The following is a 17,369-nucleotide window of genomic DNA, read 5'->3' as shown; positions in this document are numbered from 1 at the left end:
ACCAAGCGCACCGTTTTTTTACAAATCAGCCCTGTTTATTCTTCGTCCAGGTTCAATTCGTAGGTTTCCAGGAACTTGGTGTCAAAATGACCGCTTACGAACACTTCATGCTCCAGCACTTTTTGATGGAACGGGATCGTCGTGGTGATGCCATCGATGACAAATTCGCCGAGCGCACGCTTCATGCGTTCGATTGCCTCGTTGCGATCCTTGCCCCAAACGATCAGCTTGGCGATCATGGAATCGTAGTACGGCGGGATGGAATAGCCTGCGTACGCAGCACTGTCCACACGCACACCGAAGCCGCCTGGTGGCAAGTACTCGGTGATGCGTCCAGGTGACGGCATGAAGTTTTTCGCCGGGTTCTCTGCGTTGATCCGGCATTCGATCGCCCAGCCGTCAAGCTTGATGTCTTCCTGGCTGAAAGACAGCGGTTGACCGGCTGCGACCGTCAGCTGTTCCTTGATCAGATCATAGCCAGTAACCAGCTCGGTCACCGGATGCTCTACCTGAATCCGCGTGTTCATTTCCATGAAGTAAAATTGTCCGTGCTTGTCCAGCAAAAACTCGACTGTACCCGCTCCGTGGTAAGCTACCGCCTTGGCAGCAGCAACGGCTGCCTCGCCCATTTGCTTGCGTGTTTCCTCGCTCAAGGCAGGCGATGGAGCTTCCTCGATCAGCTTTTGGTGGCGGCGTTGGATGGAGCAGTCGCGCTCGCCCAAATAAACCGCGTTGCCATGCTTGTCGGCCATGATCTGGATTTCCACGTGACGCGGGCCTTCCACGAATTTTTCCAGGTAGACGCCCGGGTTGCCGAAAGCGGTTTTCGCTTCGTTTTGCGCCTGACGGATCGCCTTTTCCAAATCTTCGTCGTCGACTGCCACGCGCATGCCGCGTCCGCCGCCGCCCGCAGTAGCCTTGACCATTACCGGATAGCCGATCTCATTCGCTGTCACGACGGCGCTTTCCACATCTTCGATCAGCCCTTCTGTTCCCGGAACAGTCGGTACTCCAGCTGCTTTCATCGTATCTTTTGCGGTGGACTTGTCCCCCATTTTTACGATGGCTTCCGGATCCGGACCGATAAACGTGATGTTGCATGCCGTGCAAATCTCCGCAAAGTCGGCGTTCTCAGCCAAAAATCCATAGCCTGGATGGATGGCGTCTGCCCCTACCTTGGTCGCGACACTCATGATGTTTGCTATGTTCAGGTAGCTTTCCTTGGATGCTTTTGGACCAATACAGTAAGCTTCGTCGGCCATTTTCACATGAAGCGCTTCACGATCCGCTTCGGAGTAGACAGCGACCGTACGAATGCCCAGCTCGCGGCATGCCCGGATGATCCGTACAGCAATCTCCCCGCGATTGGCAATCAATACTTTTTGAAACATTTCGCTCTCCCCCACCTTATTCTGGCTTCACCAAAAACAGCGCTTGACCGTACTCAACGAGCTGGCCGTCTTCCACCAGCACTTTGACGATCTCGCCGCTTACTTCTGCTTCGATTTCGTTGAACAGCTTCATCGCTTCCACGATGCAGACCACTTTGCTCGCATTCACTTTGTCGCCCGCTTGGACGTAAGGAGGCTTGCCTGGTTCCGGAGCGCTGTAGAACGTTCCAACCATCGGGGAAACGATCTTGTGCAGGTTCGCATCGTCAAGAGCCGGAGCGCTTGCAGCTGCCTTAGGCGCTTCCACGGCAACAGGAGCTGCTTGTACAGCTGCTGGGGCTGCCGCTTGCACTGGCGCAGCAGGAGCCGCTACCTGGGCTTGTACGACAGGCTGAGTCACTACTACTGTCTCTGTACCACTGGATTTTCGCAGGGTCACTTTTGCCCCTTCTGTCTCCAGCTTAAATTCATTAATGGAAGATTGATCAATCAGCTTAATAATTTCTCGGATTTCATGAATTTTCATGACGAAAAAGCACTCCTTCGTTTGTTTCAATAGAGGATCGGGGAGTCCCATATGTATCCTTTTTGGCAAACCATAAATCCATGGTAGCCTGTTGCCCATATCACGTCAAGAAAGGATTTCCCCGCTTCCTGCCAAGAAGAAGCGAGAAAATCCTTACCATCATGCCCACTTACGGCACCCGTTATAACGCGAAGGTCAGCTTGCCTTCGCCATTCAGGACGTCTGGAACTGGACCTGGATGTTCGTTGCCGGGAGATTCAATTGCTGCTTGACTTGCGCAATGATTTCCACCACTTCGTTTGCGCTCAGTTTGTCTTTTTGCACGATGACAGTCGCTTTGTCGTTCTGGACGAGGACGACCGCGTCCTTGTAGCCGCTCGCTTTGAGCATCTCTTCGACGTTCATCGTGGCCGTCTCCAGCGTGGACAGCTCATCGTACTTGGCTTTCGCTTCGGCTACCGCCTGGGGCGTTGCTTCGGAATTGTTCATGATCGCCAGCTGCTCGTCTTTTTGCTGCGCGGTTTGCGCTTCCCGGTTCAGCTTGAAGCCCTGGAACACTTCGCTTGCTGTATCCGCTACGGGGAGCACGGCATTGCCGGAAGTTTGCTTCGCTTCTTCAGGCGCCGGTGTTTGTGCGGTCGGAGTGGCCGGAGCAGTCGTTGTTTCCTGCTTGCCGTTTTTAGCGTCAACGGCGGCAGCGCCAGGAGCTTGCTCGACTTGCTTGGTTTCTACTTCCACGCCGGAGATTTGCTCCTGCTTCTGGACGGCCTGCTCTTGTCCGGAGGTCGGAACCTGTTCCTGCGGCCCCTTCACCAGGTAGTACCCGGAGAGTACAACCATGACAGCCAGCATTGTCAACAACCACACTGTTTGCTTGCGCAGAATCATTTGTCATTACCTCCTACCCTTTTTTGGGCAAAATGGATATTTTGTAAGCGGGAACATCCAAAACTTTTTGGACAGCTTCGGTGATCCATGCTTTCACCTGGATGTTGTCGGCCCCTTTGGCCACTACGAGCACTCCCCGGACGCGAGGCTTCAACGTCTTGACGACGACGGGCTGGTCTTGCTTGCCGCCTTGGACGATCACGACCTGTGCATCGCGCGATTGGTCACTCTGATTCCGGGTTGCCTTTTCCTTGTCCATCTCCTGGTTCACGGAAGAGCGGACATTGGTGTTTTTTTCCACGACAATCTCTGGCGTCGATTCCAGATTGACCATGACTTCGACCTCTCCCACGCCGACTACATTCGCGAGGATTTCCCGAAGCTGGGTTTCGTAGATGTTTTCATATTCGGCGATAATGTCCGGTGCGGGTGAACCGCCCAGCGCCGGAGCTGTTCCGTCGCCTGTTGGCTGCGGCGACGTCTCGCCAGGGTTGATCGAGAACCCGAGAGGCTGATCTTTTTCGACTTTCAGAAAATCTGTCAAGATCATGACAGCAATCCCGATTCCAAGTACGACGATAAAATAGTGCAATGGCTTGAGCTTTTTGTTGCTGCCGTTTCCTTCCCACAATTTTTTCAGCTTTTCCAGCATGTTGCTCACCTCGCTTGTGTCGACAGCGTGATTACTGCTTTTCGTTTTCCCGGGTCTCGTCCTTGATGATCACCTGTTCTTTGGATAGCCCCCACTGTTCTGCGAGGTCGCTGGCCATTTTGCTCGCCAGCGGGTTCGCTTCCGGGGCTGAAACAGCCACTTCTTGCTGTTCTTGTGGCGGCTCCCCGACTGTGACTTGTACCGGAGCAATCGGTGTAATCGGCTTGATCGGCTGGACTTGCTGCGGGTCGTTGCTGTTTTTGCCGCTGTCAGCTTCGCCAATCACCAACTCCATCCGGGACAAGGTCGGCTCGCCTTGCTTCTTCTGGTCGATCACAACCTCGACATCGACAACTTCCACGCCGTAATCGGCTTTGATTCTCGCCTTTACAGCAGATGCCACCTGTGCTTGCACATAAGCTGTCATCTGTTCGTTTTGTTGACCAAGCAGCTTGTCAGTCATTTTCTTCCATTCGACAGCGGCTGGCTTGTTCAAATTTTGCTGGTAGCGATCAAGTCTGAGGGCGAGATCGTCCTGCGACAGACTGAACAGGCTGAACACCGGGGAGATGATCGTCAAAAGCAAGATCAGACCCATCACCATTTTGACGTAGCGCTGCAAGGTCGTATTGGGCAGGATCAGATCGAGAAAAGCGGCCAAAAGAACGAGCAGGATGATTTTTTTGAGCCAGAGTGTTAACCATGTCATGTCATCACCTACCGGACCATCATGGAGATGTTGCCTGCCGCAATAATGATGGTAATCGCCAGAAAGAACATCAATCCCACTGTCGCAAGTGCGGCGAAGACGAACAGGAGGCTTTTGCCAATCGTGCCGAGCGCACTGATGATCGGACTGTTCCCCAGCGGTTGCAGCACAGCCGATGACAAATTGTAGATCAGGGCCAAAACCAGTATCTTGAGAGCCGGGAAAGCGCACAAGATGATGAGGATGACGACTCCAGCCAAGCCGACTGCGTTTTTGACCAGAAGCGAAGCGTTCAGAACCGTATCGGCCGCATCGGAAAACATTCGGCCGACGATCGGGATGAAGTTGCCTGTAATGTACTTCGCCGTCCGCAGCGTGACGCCGTCAGCCACAGCCGAGGTCGCCCCCTGAATGGAGATGACCGCCAGAAAAATCGTCAGGAAGGAGCCGAGCACCCCCATGGCGATGTTTCGCAGCAAGGTGGCAAGCTGGGTGACCTTGTACCGTTCGGAAAACAGGCTGACGATCGAGAGCATCGCGGACAGAAACAGGAGCGGAAAGACGACGTACGTGATCATCATGCCGCTGATGTTGATCATGAAAATGATCAGCGGATGAAACATGGTGGCCGTCGCCAGGTTCCCGACCGAAGCCAGCAAGGCAATCACGAGCGGAATCATCGCGAGCATGAAATCAGACATGCTGTTGATCGCGTCTTTGGCATATGTGATCGCGACGTGAAAGCTGTTGATCGCGAGCACCATCAGGACGAGGTAAGCAATCGAATAGGCGACGGTGGATACGGCGTTGCGCTCGAAGGCGTTTTGCATCGTCTCCAAAATCATGGCAAAAACCGTGATGATAATGATCGAGCTGAGCAGCTTGCCGTTCATCAAAATTTCGTGAAAGACGAATTTGCCCATCCCTTTTAACACACTCGACAGCGTCAGTTCCTCTTGCTGCATCAAAATCTGGATGAAGCCTTGCGATTTCAAATCGGGCAAATAGCCTTTATACTCGCGCTGAAGCTGTTGCCAATATTGCTCGACACGCTCCAGCTGCAAGTGATCCACTTGCTCCTCGACAATCTGGTTGATCGGGTTGGCTGTGGTTGCTCCGGCGGCATGGACCGTGCCAGGGCCAGGCGACAGATAGATGAAAAGGATGAGCCACAACAGGATCAGTTTGCCAGTTTGCGCCACAGACACCCCTCCTCTCTCACGCCGGCAGCAAGTCGATCACTGTTTCGATAATGATTTGGATAATCGGTACCGCCATGACCAGAATCAGCACTTTTCCCGCCAGCTCGATCTTGGAGGCAATCGCCCCTTGTCCAGCGTCACGGGTCATTTGCGCCCCAAATTCGGCAATGTAGGCAATTCCGATGATTTTTAATATCGTTTCCAGAAACACCAGGTTCAGATCTGCCTGAACGGCCAGCTTTTCCAGAATGCGAATGACTTCGGCAATTTTGCCTACGAGAAAGTAAAAGATGATGACACCGCTCGCAATCGCCAACAAGAAAGCGAACATCGGCTTTTGCTCTTTGATCACCAAGGCAAGAATGGTAGCGACCAGTCCGAGTCCAACGATTTGTACGATTTCCATCGAAAAGCCCCTCCTCAGTTGAACAGGAAGACGCGTTTCACCTCAGAGAACAGGTCGCCGAGGTAGTGGGACACCATGTACAGGACGATGATGAATCCGACCAGTGTCGCCCAGTGCGCAATATCTTCCTTTCCCGCCTGTTTGAGGACCGTGTGCAAGATCGCTGTGATGAACCCTACCGCTCCGATCTGGAAAACAGGTGTCAAATCAAAATCCACTGTGAACACCTCGCCTTTAGAACATCAGGATGACGACCAGAAGACCCCCCAGAAAACCGAGACTTTTGTACATGCGCTCGTATTTTGCCTGCTCGGCGCGCGCTTCTTCCTCAAGCCCCCTAAGATGGGTAACTGCTAGGCGCAAATGCTTCTGCTGGTCTTCCCGGTCGGATGATCCGAGAACCTGCCCCAGACTCGCCAGCACTTCTCGCTCTTGTCTGCGCAATGCGGTTTGTGCCCAGTACTTCCCCATTGCCTGCTGCAAGGAATCTTCTGCCGATGGCGCCTTTTCGCTGACCAGAAGCTCTGCTGCGTAAAGAAACAGCCTGCCCACTTCCTCGGAAACCCGGCGACCGACTTTGACAAAAGCGCGATGCAGCGGCGTCATGCCGTATACGATCTCGGTCTCCAGCATTTGCAGGGCGACCAAAAGCGCGCGAAGCTGCACGGGACGATAGGCGTAATACCTGCCGATCTGCCAGCCGACCATGGAGGCCGAGAACAGGATGAGCACCGCGCCAATCAGCTTGACCATGCAACCTTCTCCTTTTCCAGCGGCTTCATGCTTCGGTCGTAGATCGCCTGGATCGTGCCTACGCCTTTCGTTCGGCTGAGGACGATATAGCGGGAAAACACGCCGTGCCGGACGAGGTTGCCGAGCATCGGGCGACGAGCGACTTCATTGAGATCAGCGCCATGAGCCGAGCAGATGACTGCGACTCCTGCGTGAATCGCTTCCCATACGGCATCCCCGTCCTCCGCACGCCCCACCTCGTCCACAATCAGCACATCAGGAGACATGGAGCGGATCAGCATCATCATTCCTGCTGCTTTCGGGCATGCATCCAGTACATCTGTGCGCGGGCCGACGTCTCTTTGCGGCACGCCCTCCAGGCAGCCTGCCAGCTCGGAACGCTCGTCCACGATCCCGACTTTGCGACTGGAAGACCACTCGCTGCCGTAGCTGAGGGAGCGGGCCATGTCGCGCAAAAGAGTCGTTTTCCCGCATTGCGGCGGAGAAATCACCAGTGTGCTCAGTACGTTGCCGCCTTCAAACAAGTAGGGCATCACTTTTTGCGCCGCCCCTTTTTTCTCCCGGGCGATCCGGATGTTGAAGCTGGTAATGTCCCGGATGCCTTTGACATCGCCTTTTTCCAGCACCACTTTGCCCGCGATGCCGATGCGATGACCGCCCATCACCGTAATGTAGCCTCGCTTCAGCTCCTCCTCCAGCGCGTACAAAGAATGCTGGCTTACCTGACTCAGCAGCTTGACTGCCTGATCTGCGGAAAAAATCCAGCCTTTACTCGCAGTGGAGGTAAGCTGACCTGCTTGCGTCACGTAGCTGGATTGCTGACCGAATCGTACTTCCAGCGGCTGATTTTGCCGAAGCCGTATCTCTTCCAGATGCTCTTTGACCGCGGAGGGAAGAGCAGTCAAAATCGCGCGAATGGCTTCTGGCAAAATCGCCATGATCTCTCTCACATCTGGTACCCTCCTTTTTGTGGCTGACTCTCGTTTGTCCACATTGACTTACCTCCATCCTATGCGCGGCTGGACGAGGTTTATGCTAAAAAGTAGCCGGAGATAGAAAAAGCTTGCCCCTGCGCTTTCGTGGCGCGCTGGGACAAGCTGTGAGCCTGCTCTATTACGTCGGATTGACCGGCTGATAGTCACGCTGGGCCGAAGCCGACTCGATGACGTAATGACTGTAGCCGTCGTCATCGGTACCTTCTCGCAAGTGAATCTCTTTCTGGCAGTGCGGGCAGGAAAAATCGTAGCCCGTCGCCAAGTGCGTATCGTCATCCGACTCGTACAACGCAGCATCTTCATCATCGTCGAGATCATAGTAGGTGGCGTAGTCGACATCGTCGTCATCCTCTATCGTTTCGTACAACGCCTCGTCATCCTCGAAAAGATAGAGTTCCACGTCTTCGAGGTCTTCGTCCAGCGCTTCTACATAATCCTCCGCCTCTTCCACGCGGGCGTGCAGCTCGCGAAACTGGGCGTACACCTCGTCCATGATCTCGATCATTTCAGTCATAATTTTGCCTTCTGCACTCTTTTCGCCCACATCCAGGCCATCTGCCAGCCCGCGCAAATAGGCGATTCGGTTCGCCATCGTTTCAAGCATGCCAATCCCTCCCATTCGTCTCTTGCACTAGCATTCCCAGATGAGGCGCTCATTACCAATGGAAGGAATTGGACATCACTTGCGCACTCCGATCAAAATGCAGGAGATGCCGAGCAAAATCCAGGCGATTTTTGCAAAGCTGACCCGATCAGACATGCCGAGCAGGCCGATCGTCGTCGTGGTAATCAAAATCACAGGCCCTACGATTGCCAAGCCCGAATTTATGAGCAGTGCCTTTTCCACCTGATTGACCTTCAAAATGAGCAAGGCAGCCACAATCTCGATGCTGCCTGACAAGATCCGCAGCGCAGCCATCCCCATAATCGCTTTTTCCCACATACCGTCTCGTCCTCCCCTCCGTTCACTCTATGCCTGTACCCGTTCATTTCAGCACTCGTGTGGGCAATCGCCTACTGCCTTTCTTCTTCACTCCTCCTCCACGGTGGGCATACACTGAACCATACGCCTAGAAGAAATGAGGAACTTGCATGGTAGACTGTGAGCATCCGTTTATGCCCGCGAGCTGGGCGAATCCGTTCGGGCACAAGCGAGCGAAGCCCCGCCAAAAGGGGTTGACCATGGTAATTGACAAAGGGCTGGGGCTGACCGCTTACTGCGATCTGCTGGAACTGGCTTCTCCTTATATCGATATATACAAACTCGGCTTTGGCACAACGGCCTTGTATCCGCCGAACGTGTTGCAGCAAAAGCTTTCCAGGGCAACCGCCTTGGGCTTGCACATCATGCCAGGCGGAACTTTTTTTGAGATTGCCATTCAGCAGAGCACGATCAAGGCGTACATGCAACAAATCCGTTCGCTCGGATTTTCAGCGGTTGAGATTTCAGACGGGACGTTCCCGCTATCGTTTGAGCAGCGCAGAGAAGCGATTGAACGGGCCGTGGACGCAGGGCTTGTCGTGTATACGGAGGTAGGAAAAAAGTCGGCAGGCTATCGCGCCGAGCGCAATGAGCTTTTGGAGACACTCGCCTTTGACTTGCAGGCAGGCGCCAGCCACGTCATCGTCGAAGCACGCGAAAGCGGAACGGTCGGCGTCTTTGACGGAAACGGCAAGATCGAACAGTCATTCATTCTGGATGTCGTCCGTGCCGCCAAAGCAAACGCGGAGCGGCTCGTTTGGGAAGCGCCGCAAAAAGACCAGCAAGTGTGCCTGATTCAGTCTCTCGGTGTCGATGTCAATCTCGGCAACATCGCCTGCACGGACGTCTTGTCGGTCGAGACACTCCGCCGCGGACTTCGCGGAGACACCGCCCTGATGCTTGCGGAAGGGAGGTCTGCCCCGTGCGAATAGAGGTCGTGCCCACGGTCGAGGAAATTCGCTTTGACCAAATCAGCAATCATGTTGTGATTGTGATCGATGTTTTGCGCGCATCCAGTACGATTGTCACCGCGCTGGGCAACGGCTTTGTCTGCGTCGTTCCCGTTGAAACGATCGGGCAAGCGAACTCGCTCAGAGCCGCTGACTGCATCCTGGCTGGCGAGCGACATTGCCGCAAAATACCCGACTTTGATTGCAACAACTCCCCGACGGAAATCTCCGCGGCCAAAAATCCGGGCAAACGACTGATCCTCACGACGACGAACGGCACTCGCGCCATTCAGAAGGCGGAGCGAGCCTCCGCGCTGCTCGTCGGCTGCTTTTTGAACGCGACGGCCTGCATTCGCCACGCGCTCACGTATCATCTCGACGTGACACTTTACTGCGCAGGGACGCGTTCCGAATTTGCTCTGGAAGATGGACTCGCGGCAGGGCTGATGATCGTCCAGGCGCAAAAAGCTTTGGCCCACCTGCAGATTTGCGATCTCGGCGAAGCGTTGAAAGCAAGCTATTTATACTATGCAGATAAGCTTGGCGAACAAATGCTGCAAACTACCACGGGCAAGCGCCTCGTTTCGCACCATTTTGCCGACGACTTGCGTTTTTGCGCACAGGTTGACCGCTACACGCTCGTGCCCTACGTCAAGGACAAACGCATACTCCCACACCTTGTCTCATAGAGTGAAAGGAGAACAGGGACAGGGGTTTTGATGCCAATGATGATGTCTGGAGAAGTGATGCTCGTCATCCTGATCGTCATAGGACTGATTGGCCGTTCACCGATAATCGCGACGGCGGCCAGCATTCTTTTGGTGCTGAAGCTGACGGCCTTGGAACGCTTTTTCCCCACGGTCGAACGCCGAGGTCTGGAGCTTGGCCTGCTTTTTTTGACGATATCCGTACTGGTGCCGTTTGCCAGTGAGAAAATATCGTGGAAAGACGTCACGCCGCTGTTCACTACGGTCGTGGGCCTTACAGCGCTGGCTGGCGGCGCGATTGCGACGTGGATGAACGGCAAGGGACTGGATTTGCTCCGGGCTGAGCCGCATATGATCGTCGGACTGGTGATCGGGTCGATCATTGGTATTGTGTTTTTCCGCGGCATCCCCGTCGGCCCGCTGATGGCTGCCGGGATTACTGCCTTTGTGTTAAAGCTGTGGGAGTGGTTCGGAGGGCGCTGGCCCCACTGAGCAGCAAGGCCAAAAAACAGCAGATCGCTGAAATCCCCTTTTCGCTTTCGGAAAAGCGGGATTTTTTTTGTGGCAACGCCGAGACTCATGCGCAACTAAAAAAAGCTGCACCCGGGAGGGCACAGCTTTTTCCATGACGATCTTGCAAGTTACGCGCGGGAAACGTAAGCTTCCGAACGCGTATCGATGATCAAACGCTCGCCTTCTTCTACGAAGAGAGGAACGTTTACCACGAAGCCAGTTTCCAGCGTTGCTTTTTTCGTAACGTTGGAAGCGGTATCGCCTTTAACGCCTGGCTCACATTCAGTAACAACCAGCTCAACTGTGTTTGGCAGTTGGATTCCGATTGTTTCACCGTTGTACTGCATGATTTGCACGTTCATGTTTTCCTTCAAGAAACGCAGCTCGCGCTCGATTTGTTTGCGAGTGAACGTCAATTGCTCATACGTTTCGGTGTTCATGAAAGTGTAATCGTCACCGCTCGCATACAGATACTGCATGGTGCTGGATTCGATGCGGGCAGGGTTTACTTTTTCGCCGCCGCGGAAAGTCATTTCTGTCGTGTTGCCATTGCGCAGGTTGCGCAGTTTGGAGCGTACGAAAGCCGCACCTTTTCCTGGTTTTACGTGTTGGAACTCAAGCACGGTGTAAATGTTGCCGTCCACTTCGATCGTCAAACCGGTCCGAAAGTCGTTTACAGAGATCATCGTTGTCCTCCCAAATCAATCAATAACGTAGATTAGTATAAATTACACGGGCAAAATGAGCAACTCTTTCGTAGACTTGTTGAGGTTCTCATGCCCATCCGCCGTGATCAGAACGTCGTCCTCGATTCGCACTCCGCCGAGTCCAGTCACATAAATACCCGGTTCCATCGTGACAAGCATGCCTGGCTCCAGAACGAAGGTGCTCACGGTAGACAAGCCCGGCAGTTCGTGCACCTCGATGCCCAGACCGTGACCCGCGCTGTGTCCGTAGGCATCGCCATAGCCAGCCGCTGCAATCAGGTCACGCGTAGCGGCGTCTGCCGCCTTTGCTGTCACTCCCGGTTTCAGGGCTTCCAGTCCGGCCAGTTGTGCGCGCAAGACGATATCGTAAATCTCTTTCATTTTGGCGCTAGGTTCGCCGACAGCAAGCGTGCGGGTAATGTCGGAGTTGTAGCCTTTGTACGCTGCGCCGAAGTCGAGCGTAACCATTTCTCCGGCCTCGATCACTTTTTCCGAAGCTCGTCCATGCGGCAATGCTCCGCGCACGCCGGATGCAACGATCATGTCGAACGCAGACCCTGTCGCCCCTTGTTTGCGCATGAAATATTCCAATTCCAAAGCAACGTCTACTTCGCGTACGCCAGGACGGATATATCCTTGAATATGCGCAAAAGCCGCCTCCGCAATTCCCACTGCTTCACGGATGATGACCATTTCCGACTCTTCTTTGAACATGCGAATTTTTTCCAGCAGTCCGCTCGTTGGAACCAGCTCTACCCCGGCAAAGCCTTTGCTCCACTCCTGATATGTACCAAAGGAAACGCTGCTTTCAAAAGCGAGACGCTTGATGCCTTTTTCCTGTAGCAGCTTGCCAATCGCTTCGACCGCTTTTCGCTCGTTGTTGACGACAGTGAAATCAGGTGCCTGCTCCTCTGCCTGTTCGACATAGCGGAAATCCGTAACCAAAAAGGCTTCGGTTTCCGTGACGATCACCCAGCCGGTGGAGCCAGTGAAACCGCTCAGATAAAAGCGATTTTCCGATTTTTCCGTGATGAAAGCATTCGCCCCTACTTGGGAGAGCGCTTCACGCAATTTGTCCAAACGTTGTTTCATGACAACCAGTTCCCCTTTCGCTTTGCCAAACCGTTATTTGTTCTCGATTTTGCGGACGAGCGCCCGCAGCGCCCATTCGTATCCGTCCATGCCCAGACCGACTACTTGCCCTATCGTAACGGGTGCAATCACGGAATGGTGACGAAATTCCTCGCGCGTATGAATGTTGGAAATATGTATTTCAATGGTCGGGATTGCCACGCCTGCCAGAGCATCGCGGATCGCATAGCTGTAGTGCGTGAAAGCGCCGGGATTGATCAAAATGCCGTCGTGCACGCCTCTCGCCTGATGAATCGCGTCGATCAGAGCGCCCTCGTGATTGGACTGGAAATGTTCAAGCTTGCCCCCAAGCTCATCCATGACAGAAGTCAGCTTCGCGACGAGATCTTCCAGCGTTTCCCTTCCGTATACGTCAGGCTCCCTCGTTCCCAGCAAGTTGAGATTGGGGCCATTCAAAAGCAAAACGGAAGCCATTGTCTTCCCTCCCCGTCTGTTTTCGCAAAAAGTTTTTTTACTAATGAAACATTTTACCACAAGCCTCTCCTTGTACAACAGTAGGCGACAAAAATCGGCCAACATTTCGAATCTTGCAAACGGCAGATGCAGAGGGGACAACCCGGTCCCCTATCGCTCTTTGTCTTTGCCGCCCCACTGCTCTTCGTCGGATTGTTCCAGGACAAGCGTCATGCCAATGAACAATCCATAGGACAAGTACCAGGCTCCTTCTGTACTGAGCGTGCCTACTTCCCAATTCCCGATGCGAAAGAAGAATCCTGCAATCGCAAGCAAAATCGCACCGTAGAGCAGGCCGATCCACCATGCCCGCATCTGGCCGAACAAGAGGGAGAACAAAAAGCTTGCCAGGATCGTCTCCACGAACAGTACAATCGCTCCCAAGGAGTTGCCCATCAGGCTATTCTCCTCGTATCCGCTGAGCAAAGGCCGGGCAAAAGCACCCAGTCCGTACGGAGTCAAATTCAAAAAGTGGGCGAGCATGCGGATCACCCCCCACAAAATCGTGCCCCAAAAAGCAAGCTCGACGATTTTGCTGACGGAAGCCGCCTTTCGCTCCGCCGTTCCCCGCTCTCTCGGCTTGCCCAACAGCTCTTTGTTTCTTCGCGTGGCTTTGCCTGCTACCATACCTATCACCTCACAGATAGTATGTGCTGTTCCCATGTTTTTCACTAACTGTTTACATTTCTTGGCACAGCATGAACTCCTTGTAGCTTCAAGGCTCGCTTTCCGTTAAAATGGAGGGTAAGGAAGGTGATAGTGTGGCTCAACAAAACGTACCCAGCTACGGCGGTCAGGCCGTCATCGAAGGTGTTATGTTCGGCGGCAAATCGATGACTGTAACAGCTGTTCGCAAAAAAAATCATGAAATTGAGTATTTTGAAGCACCGCGTACGGAATATAAATGGATTACCCCACTGAAAAAAATTCCGTTCATTCGCGGGCTGGTCGGCCTGATCGAAGCCAGCGCCAACGGGGCCAAACATCTGAACTTCGCCTCGGAGCGGTTCAACATGGAATCCGGCGAAGAAGTCAGTGAAGGTCCTTCCAAGCTGACGATGATTCTGGGGGTCGCCCTGGTCGGTGTACTCTCTTTCTTGTTCGGTAAATTTGTGTTTACCCTCGTTCCCGTATTTCTCGCCGATTTTCTCCTGGGAAAATGGGTGCCGGATGGGGTGCCCCAAACTTTGGCGGAAGGCGGCTTCAAAATCATTTTGCTGCTCGGCTACATCACAGCCATCGCGAAGGCTCCCCTGATCAAAAGGCTCTTTCAATATCACGGAGCGGAGCATAAAGTGATTAACGCCTTCGAAGCAGGGGTAGAATTAACAGTAGCCAATGTGCAAAAATTTTCCACCTTGCATTATCGTTGCGGTAGCAGTTTTCTCATTTTCACCGTGTTTGTCGGCGTTGTGATCTACTCCCTGTTCAGCTACGACTCCTTGACCGAGCGTGTTGTGCAGCGGATCGTCCTGTTGCCGCTGGTCATCGGGGTCTCCTATGAAGTCTTGCAATGGACAAACAAGCTCCGTGATACTCCTGTGTTACGCTACCTTGGCTATCCAGGTCTCTGGCTGCAAAAAATCACAACGCGTGAACCGGATGACAGCCAGGTCGAAGTAGCCATCGCTTCTTTCCAGAAGATGCGGGAGCTGGACCTTCAGCATGTTCAAGGGAAAATGGCTACGACCGGATAACGTGAGGCATTCTTATTCCCATTGAGGTGAGGCCTATGTTACGTCGCATACCACCCGTGATTTTGATTATTGTGCTGCTCGCCATTTACGGATTTTTATTGACGCTCATCAGTGATCCGATCAATACGCTGATCATCTTGGGATTGTCTGCGGCGCTGTTTTTGATCGTGCGCAACTATTTGCGCACGGGCTCCTTTTTTTCGAAAAGTCCTGGACCTGGCAAGCCAAAGCAACAAAAGGTGAAACCAAAACCTCCGGTGATGCGACAAGCGCACAAAAAGCAACCGACGGCCTCCAGAAAAGATCACCCGTTCCGCGTGATCGATGGCAACAAAGGCAAAACAAAAGAAAAGCAGAACGAGAACTCTCCAAACAATATGTCCCATTAAAAGAAAAACAGGTCGCCGCTGCTGGCAACCTGTTTTTTCGTTTTGCTCCTCTTCGCTACACCAGATGCTTGGGAGAGGAAATGCGGAATACTTTGACATATTCTTCGAAGTCCCAGCGCTGCAAAAACTGTTGGGCTGCGGCTTCCCCGGACGCGTACAGCTTCTCCCGCATTTCCTTGGAAAGCTGAAACTGTGTCGTCCGAACGCCGAGCGTATGAATGAAAACGGTCCGTACCGCCTGTGCTTTTTCGACGTAAAGCCTGTCATGGGCGTCGAGCATCGTGGCAAGCAAGCCGCGCGAAAACGAAAACAGCCCGGTAATTTTTTTCGTCTCCCGCTTGCTCTGATCGTCGGAAAGCCGAAAGCCGATGGTCGGCCATTGCGGTATCCCGGGGACGTCAAACAGCCAGATCGGATAATTGCTCAGCAAAGCTCCGTCGACAATATAGTGGGTGTCGTTGCCGCTTTTCAGTTGGGCAGGCTGAAAGAAAAAAGGAATCGACGAAGACATGCGGACTGCTCTTGCCACAGAAAAGCTGTCCGGGTCAATCCCGTAGCGAGTAAGGTCGTCAGGCAGCACCGTCATTTTCCCCGAGGTCACGTCAGAAGCGACGATTTTCAGCCTGCCCGGAGCCAAATCGCCAAATGTACGCACATTTTTGCGCCTTAGCAAGTCTTCAATGAACAGCTCCATTCTGTCTGCGCGATAGACGCCTTCCCGCACGATCAGTTCGTGGATCGACCCGATGAGCGGCAGTCTGCCAATCCCCGCCCGATGCAAAAAGTGCAGATAGTCCAGCTCGTCAAAAATCGGCTTCAGCTCATGGCTCGTATACCCTGCGCTGAGCAGAGCGGCTACGATCGAGCCTGCCGAAGTGCCCGCCAGCTTTTCCCACGTATAGCCGTTTTCCTCCATGACCCGCAAGGCTCCGATAAAAGCGATTCCCTTCACACCACCGCCTTCAAAAACCGCGTCCGCTTTCACCCTGTCGCCCCCCTTCACTAAAATATAAGGCGACAGCTTTTCCCATACGATTAAAAAACGTCATTTTCACCAAAAAAGAAAAGCGCAAGCCATGTCAGCCTGCGCTCTTTGGATACCTATTCTTCTTTTTGCTCATCTTCCAACCGGATGCGACGGAGATCCTCCATCCGGCTCGGTTCTTGTTGAAAATATTGAACAAGATATTCCAAACATGTAATCGATTCCCAGCTCAAATGATGTTCGATTCCCTCGACATCTTGATAAATATGTTCTTCGTCAACGCCGATGACCCGCATGAACTCTTCCAGCAGGCTGTGGCGATCCACCAAACGCTTCCCGATCTTTTTCCCTTTTGGCGTCAACACAAGGCCACGGTATTTTTCATAAACGAGATATTTGTCTTTGTCCAGCTTCTGAACCATTTTCGTGACCGAAGAGGGATGTACTTCCAACGCTTCAGCAATATCGGAGACACGAGCATAGCCCTTTTCTTCAATTAAGCTGTAAATACGTTCCAAATAGTCTTCCATACTCGGCGTCGGCATGTGAACCCCTCATTTCAAACCATATTTCTTCCGGCCAAAAAAGGCACGTAGAAATATAATACCTTTAAATGAGAACGATTAGCAAGAGAAACCTGTCTATTGTGGCTGTTTTTCTGTTTCGCGGTTCATCATTTGGACAAATTGCACCAGTTGCTGTCCGAGCGCTTCCATCCGGGCTTGCAACCGTTCATCTTTCAGTTTGCCCTCTGGCGTAAACGCATTGTAAGCGCTCGGAATGCTCGGACTTGCTGGCAACGGCCACGCATGCAAATTGCGCATGATCAACTGGAGCGTATTGACCGTGTTCGTCGCTCCCATGCTGCCCCCGGCAACACCGATGAGAGCCACTTGCTTATCGCGCAGATGGCGCCCTTCCAAAAAGTCGATCGCATTTTTCAATGCTCCGGTAATCGTGCCGTGGTATTCAGGCGAACCGATCACAAGTCCATCCGCCTCGGAAATTTTTTGTACGAAACGATGGACGATTTCCGGATAAGTCGTCGCGTCTTCCCGGTCGTCGTAAATCGGCAAGCTCCAGTCTGCCAGATGAATCATTTCAATATCAGCACCTGCAGCCTTCGCTGCATCGAGAACAATCGCTACCGCTTGCTTCGTTGTCGAGTTGTTGCTATTCATGCTTCCCGCTATTCCTACAATTTTCATCTTGGAGTCACCTCATGCAATCTGCTTAACTGGTTTATTTTTCATTATAATCCACATCGTCATACTTTGTAAATGAATAAGTCTGTTTAATATTCCCGGTTCTG

24 protein-coding genes are annotated in these 17,369 nt (G+C 53.0%); 5 read left to right on the top strand and 19 right to left on the bottom strand.

Going from position 1 to position 17,369, the window contains the following annotated elements:
• Positions 1–35: 35 nt before the first annotated feature.
• The 12 genes from accC to EDM60_RS21720 form a co-directional block, all read right to left on the bottom strand.
• On the bottom strand, positions 36–1,391 hold the full coding sequence (gene accC / locus EDM60_RS21775) for an acetyl-CoA carboxylase biotin carboxylase subunit (protein WP_122965838.1): 1,356 nt from the start codon (positions 1,389–1,391) through the stop codon (positions 36–38).
• A gap of 16 nt (positions 1,392–1,407) precedes the next feature.
• Positions 1,408–1,917 (bottom strand): acetyl-CoA carboxylase biotin carboxyl carrier protein, encoded by a 510-nt coding sequence (gene accB / locus EDM60_RS21770; protein WP_122965837.1) that lies wholly within the window; start codon positions 1,915–1,917, stop codon positions 1,408–1,410.
• A gap of 213 nt (positions 1,918–2,130) precedes the next feature.
• Complete coding sequence (locus EDM60_RS21765) at positions 2,131–2,805, bottom strand: SpoIIIAH-like family protein (protein ID WP_122965836.1); 675 nt, start codon at positions 2,803–2,805, stop codon at positions 2,131–2,133.
• Between the two features lie 13 nt (positions 2,806–2,818).
• On the bottom strand, positions 2,819–3,457 hold the full coding sequence (gene spoIIIAG, locus EDM60_RS21760; RefSeq protein WP_122965835.1) for a stage III sporulation protein AG: 639 nt from the start codon (positions 3,455–3,457) through the stop codon (positions 2,819–2,821).
• Between the two features lie 31 nt (positions 3,458–3,488).
• Positions 3,489–4,166, bottom strand: a complete 678-nt coding sequence (spoIIIAF, locus tag EDM60_RS21755; protein ID WP_122965834.1) for a stage III sporulation protein AF — start codon at positions 4,164–4,166, stop codon at positions 3,489–3,491.
• Positions 4,167–4,174: 8 nt separating this feature from the next.
• Positions 4,175–5,368: a stage III sporulation protein AE gene (gene spoIIIAE, locus EDM60_RS21750; RefSeq protein WP_122965833.1), complete on the bottom strand. Its 1,194-nt coding sequence runs from the start codon at positions 5,366–5,368 to the stop codon at positions 4,175–4,177.
• Between the two features lie 16 nt (positions 5,369–5,384).
• Complete coding sequence (spoIIIAD, locus tag EDM60_RS21745) at positions 5,385–5,774, bottom strand: stage III sporulation protein AD (protein ID WP_063226823.1); 390 nt, start codon at positions 5,772–5,774, stop codon at positions 5,385–5,387.
• Positions 5,775–5,788: 14 nt separating this feature from the next.
• Complete coding sequence (gene spoIIIAC, locus EDM60_RS21740; protein WP_005827263.1) at positions 5,789–5,992, bottom strand: stage III sporulation protein AC; 204 nt, start codon at positions 5,990–5,992, stop codon at positions 5,789–5,791.
• A gap of 16 nt (positions 5,993–6,008) precedes the next feature.
• Positions 6,009–6,527 carry a stage III sporulation protein SpoIIIAB gene (gene spoIIIAB, locus EDM60_RS21735; protein WP_122965832.1) on the bottom strand — a complete coding sequence of 173 codons (519 nt, stop codon included), beginning with the start codon at positions 6,525–6,527 and terminating at the stop codon, positions 6,009–6,011.
• Positions 6,515–7,477 carry a stage III sporulation protein AA gene (spoIIIAA, locus tag EDM60_RS21730; RefSeq protein ID WP_122965831.1) on the bottom strand — a complete coding sequence of 321 codons (963 nt, stop codon included), beginning with the start codon at positions 7,475–7,477 and terminating at the stop codon, positions 6,515–6,517. The genes spoIIIAB and spoIIIAA overlap by 13 nt, the downstream gene beginning before the upstream one ends.
• A gap of 163 nt (positions 7,478–7,640) precedes the next feature.
• Positions 7,641–8,126, bottom strand: coding sequence for a CD1247 N-terminal domain-containing protein (locus tag EDM60_RS21725; RefSeq protein WP_122965830.1), 486 nt, complete (start codon positions 8,124–8,126; stop codon positions 7,641–7,643).
• Positions 8,127–8,201: 75 nt separating this feature from the next.
• On the bottom strand, positions 8,202–8,465 hold the full coding sequence (locus EDM60_RS21720; RefSeq protein WP_122965829.1) for a YqhV family protein: 264 nt from the start codon (positions 8,463–8,465) through the stop codon (positions 8,202–8,204).
• A 149-nt stretch (positions 8,466–8,614) separates the two neighbouring features.
• On the opposite strand from EDM60_RS21720, the gene comA reads away from it, so the two are divergent.
• From comA to EDM60_RS21705, 3 genes are read left to right on the top strand one after another with little or no spacing between them, the layout of a single operon-like run.
• Positions 8,615–9,436 carry a phosphosulfolactate synthase gene (gene comA / locus EDM60_RS21715; RefSeq protein ID WP_122965828.1) on the top strand — a complete coding sequence of 274 codons (822 nt, stop codon included), beginning with the start codon at positions 8,615–8,617 and terminating at the stop codon, positions 9,434–9,436.
• Complete coding sequence (locus EDM60_RS21710) at positions 9,427–10,143, top strand: 2-phosphosulfolactate phosphatase (RefSeq protein ID WP_122965827.1); 717 nt, start codon at positions 9,427–9,429, stop codon at positions 10,141–10,143. The genes comA and EDM60_RS21710 overlap by 10 nt, the downstream gene beginning before the upstream one ends.
• 39 nt (positions 10,144–10,182) lie before the next feature.
• Positions 10,183–10,653 carry a DUF441 domain-containing protein gene (locus EDM60_RS21705; protein ID WP_063227107.1) on the top strand — a complete coding sequence of 157 codons (471 nt, stop codon included), beginning with the start codon at positions 10,183–10,185 and terminating at the stop codon, positions 10,651–10,653.
• Positions 10,654–10,802: 149 nt separating this feature from the next.
• Here EDM60_RS21705 and efp read toward each other — a convergent pair whose 3' ends face one another.
• The 4 genes from efp to EDM60_RS21685 form a co-directional block, all read right to left on the bottom strand.
• Positions 10,803–11,360 (bottom strand): elongation factor P, encoded by a 558-nt coding sequence (efp, locus tag EDM60_RS21700; RefSeq protein ID WP_122965826.1) that lies wholly within the window; start codon positions 11,358–11,360, stop codon positions 10,803–10,805.
• A gap of 42 nt (positions 11,361–11,402) precedes the next feature.
• Positions 11,403–12,473 (bottom strand): M24 family metallopeptidase, encoded by a 1,071-nt coding sequence (locus tag EDM60_RS21695; RefSeq protein WP_122965825.1) that lies wholly within the window; start codon positions 12,471–12,473, stop codon positions 11,403–11,405.
• 33 nt (positions 12,474–12,506) lie between these two features.
• Positions 12,507–12,947, bottom strand: coding sequence for a type II 3-dehydroquinate dehydratase (gene aroQ, locus EDM60_RS21690; RefSeq protein WP_122965824.1), 441 nt, complete (start codon positions 12,945–12,947; stop codon positions 12,507–12,509).
• Positions 12,948–13,097: 150 nt separating this feature from the next.
• Entirely contained in the window at positions 13,098–13,613 is a 516-nt protein-coding gene (locus tag EDM60_RS21685) for a YqhR family membrane protein (RefSeq protein ID WP_122965823.1), read from the bottom strand.
• A gap of 134 nt (positions 13,614–13,747) precedes the next feature.
• Between EDM60_RS21685 and EDM60_RS21680 the strand changes: the two genes are divergently transcribed.
• Complete coding sequence (locus EDM60_RS21680; protein WP_167470360.1) at positions 13,748–14,683, top strand: DUF1385 domain-containing protein; 936 nt, start codon at positions 13,748–13,750, stop codon at positions 14,681–14,683.
• Between the two features lie 35 nt (positions 14,684–14,718).
• Positions 14,719–15,072 carry a hypothetical protein gene (locus EDM60_RS21675; protein WP_122965821.1) on the top strand — a complete coding sequence of 118 codons (354 nt, stop codon included), beginning with the start codon at positions 14,719–14,721 and terminating at the stop codon, positions 15,070–15,072.
• Between the two features lie 55 nt (positions 15,073–15,127).
• Here the strand turns inward: EDM60_RS21675 and EDM60_RS21670 are convergent, their stop codons facing one another.
• The 3 genes from EDM60_RS21670 to EDM60_RS21660 form a co-directional block, all read right to left on the bottom strand.
• Positions 15,128–16,057 carry a patatin-like phospholipase family protein gene (locus tag EDM60_RS21670; protein ID WP_122965820.1) on the bottom strand — a complete coding sequence of 310 codons (930 nt, stop codon included), beginning with the start codon at positions 16,055–16,057 and terminating at the stop codon, positions 15,128–15,130.
• 116 nt (positions 16,058–16,173) lie between these two features.
• Entirely contained in the window at positions 16,174–16,602 is a 429-nt protein-coding gene (mntR, locus tag EDM60_RS21665; protein ID WP_063226809.1) for a transcriptional regulator MntR, read from the bottom strand.
• A 96-nt stretch (positions 16,603–16,698) separates the two neighbouring features.
• The gene (locus EDM60_RS21660; RefSeq protein WP_122965819.1) at positions 16,699–17,265 is read right to left on the bottom strand and encodes an NADPH-dependent FMN reductase; all 567 of its coding nucleotides are present in this window, start codon (positions 17,263–17,265) and stop codon (positions 16,699–16,701) included.
• Positions 17,266–17,369 lie beyond the last annotated feature (104 nt).

It is taken from the genome of Brevibacillus parabrevis (genome assembly GCF_003710905.1).
GTDB classification, from domain to species: Bacteria; Bacillota; Bacilli; order Brevibacillales; family Brevibacillaceae; genus Brevibacillus; species Brevibacillus parabrevis.
Note: the sequence above shows the minus strand (reverse complement) of the source record. Positions and strands in the feature narration are given on the sequence as shown.

Bases quoted from the DNA above. Each gene is read 5' to 3' on its own strand.
- accB (WP_122965837.1), bottom strand. From the start codon at position 1,917: ATGAAAATTCATGAAATCCGAGAAATTATTAAGCTGATTGATCAATCT.
- EDM60_RS21765 (WP_122965836.1), bottom strand. From the start codon at position 2,805: ATGATTCTGCGCAAGCAAACAGTGTGGTTGTTGACAATGCTGGCTGTC.
- EDM60_RS21660 (WP_122965819.1), bottom strand. From the start codon at position 17,265: ATGAAAATTGTAGGAATAGCGGGAAGCATGAATAGCAACAACTCGACA.
- EDM60_RS21705 (WP_063227107.1), top strand. From the start codon at position 10,183: ATGATGTCTGGAGAAGTGATGCTCGTCATCCTGATCGTCATAGGACTG.
- spoIIIAG (WP_122965835.1), bottom strand. From the start codon at position 3,457: ATGCTGGAAAAGCTGAAAAAATTGTGGGAAGGAAACGGCAGCAACAAA.
- EDM60_RS21685 (WP_122965823.1), bottom strand. From the start codon at position 13,613: ATGGTAGCAGGCAAAGCCACGCGAAGAAACAAAGAGCTGTTGGGCAAG.
- EDM60_RS21725 (WP_122965830.1), bottom strand. From the start codon at position 8,126: ATGCTTGAAACGATGGCGAACCGAATCGCCTATTTGCGCGGGCTGGCA.
- spoIIIAD (WP_063226823.1), bottom strand. From the start codon at position 5,774: ATGGAAATCGTACAAATCGTTGGACTCGGACTGGTCGCTACCATTCTT.
- mntR (WP_063226809.1), bottom strand. From the start codon at position 16,602: ATGCCGACGCCGAGTATGGAAGACTATTTGGAACGTATTTACAGCTTA.
- spoIIIAF (WP_122965834.1), bottom strand. From the start codon at position 4,166: ATGACATGGTTAACACTCTGGCTCAAAAAAATCATCCTGCTCGTTCTT.
- comA (WP_122965828.1), top strand. From the start codon at position 8,615: ATGGTAGACTGTGAGCATCCGTTTATGCCCGCGAGCTGGGCGAATCCG.
- EDM60_RS21720 (WP_122965829.1), bottom strand. From the start codon at position 8,465: ATGTGGGAAAAAGCGATTATGGGGATGGCTGCGCTGCGGATCTTGTCA.
- EDM60_RS21695 (WP_122965825.1), bottom strand. From the start codon at position 12,473: ATGAAACAACGTTTGGACAAATTGCGTGAAGCGCTCTCCCAAGTAGGG.
- EDM60_RS21675 (WP_122965821.1), top strand. From the start codon at position 14,719: ATGTTACGTCGCATACCACCCGTGATTTTGATTATTGTGCTGCTCGCC.
- accC (WP_122965838.1), bottom strand. From the start codon at position 1,391: ATGTTTCAAAAAGTATTGATTGCCAATCGCGGGGAGATTGCTGTACGG.
- aroQ (WP_122965824.1), bottom strand. From the start codon at position 12,947: ATGGCTTCCGTTTTGCTTTTGAATGGCCCCAATCTCAACTTGCTGGGA.
- spoIIIAB (WP_122965832.1), bottom strand. From the start codon at position 6,527: ATGGTCAAGCTGATTGGCGCGGTGCTCATCCTGTTCTCGGCCTCCATG.
- efp (WP_122965826.1), bottom strand. From the start codon at position 11,360: ATGATCTCTGTAAACGACTTTCGGACCGGTTTGACGATCGAAGTGGAC.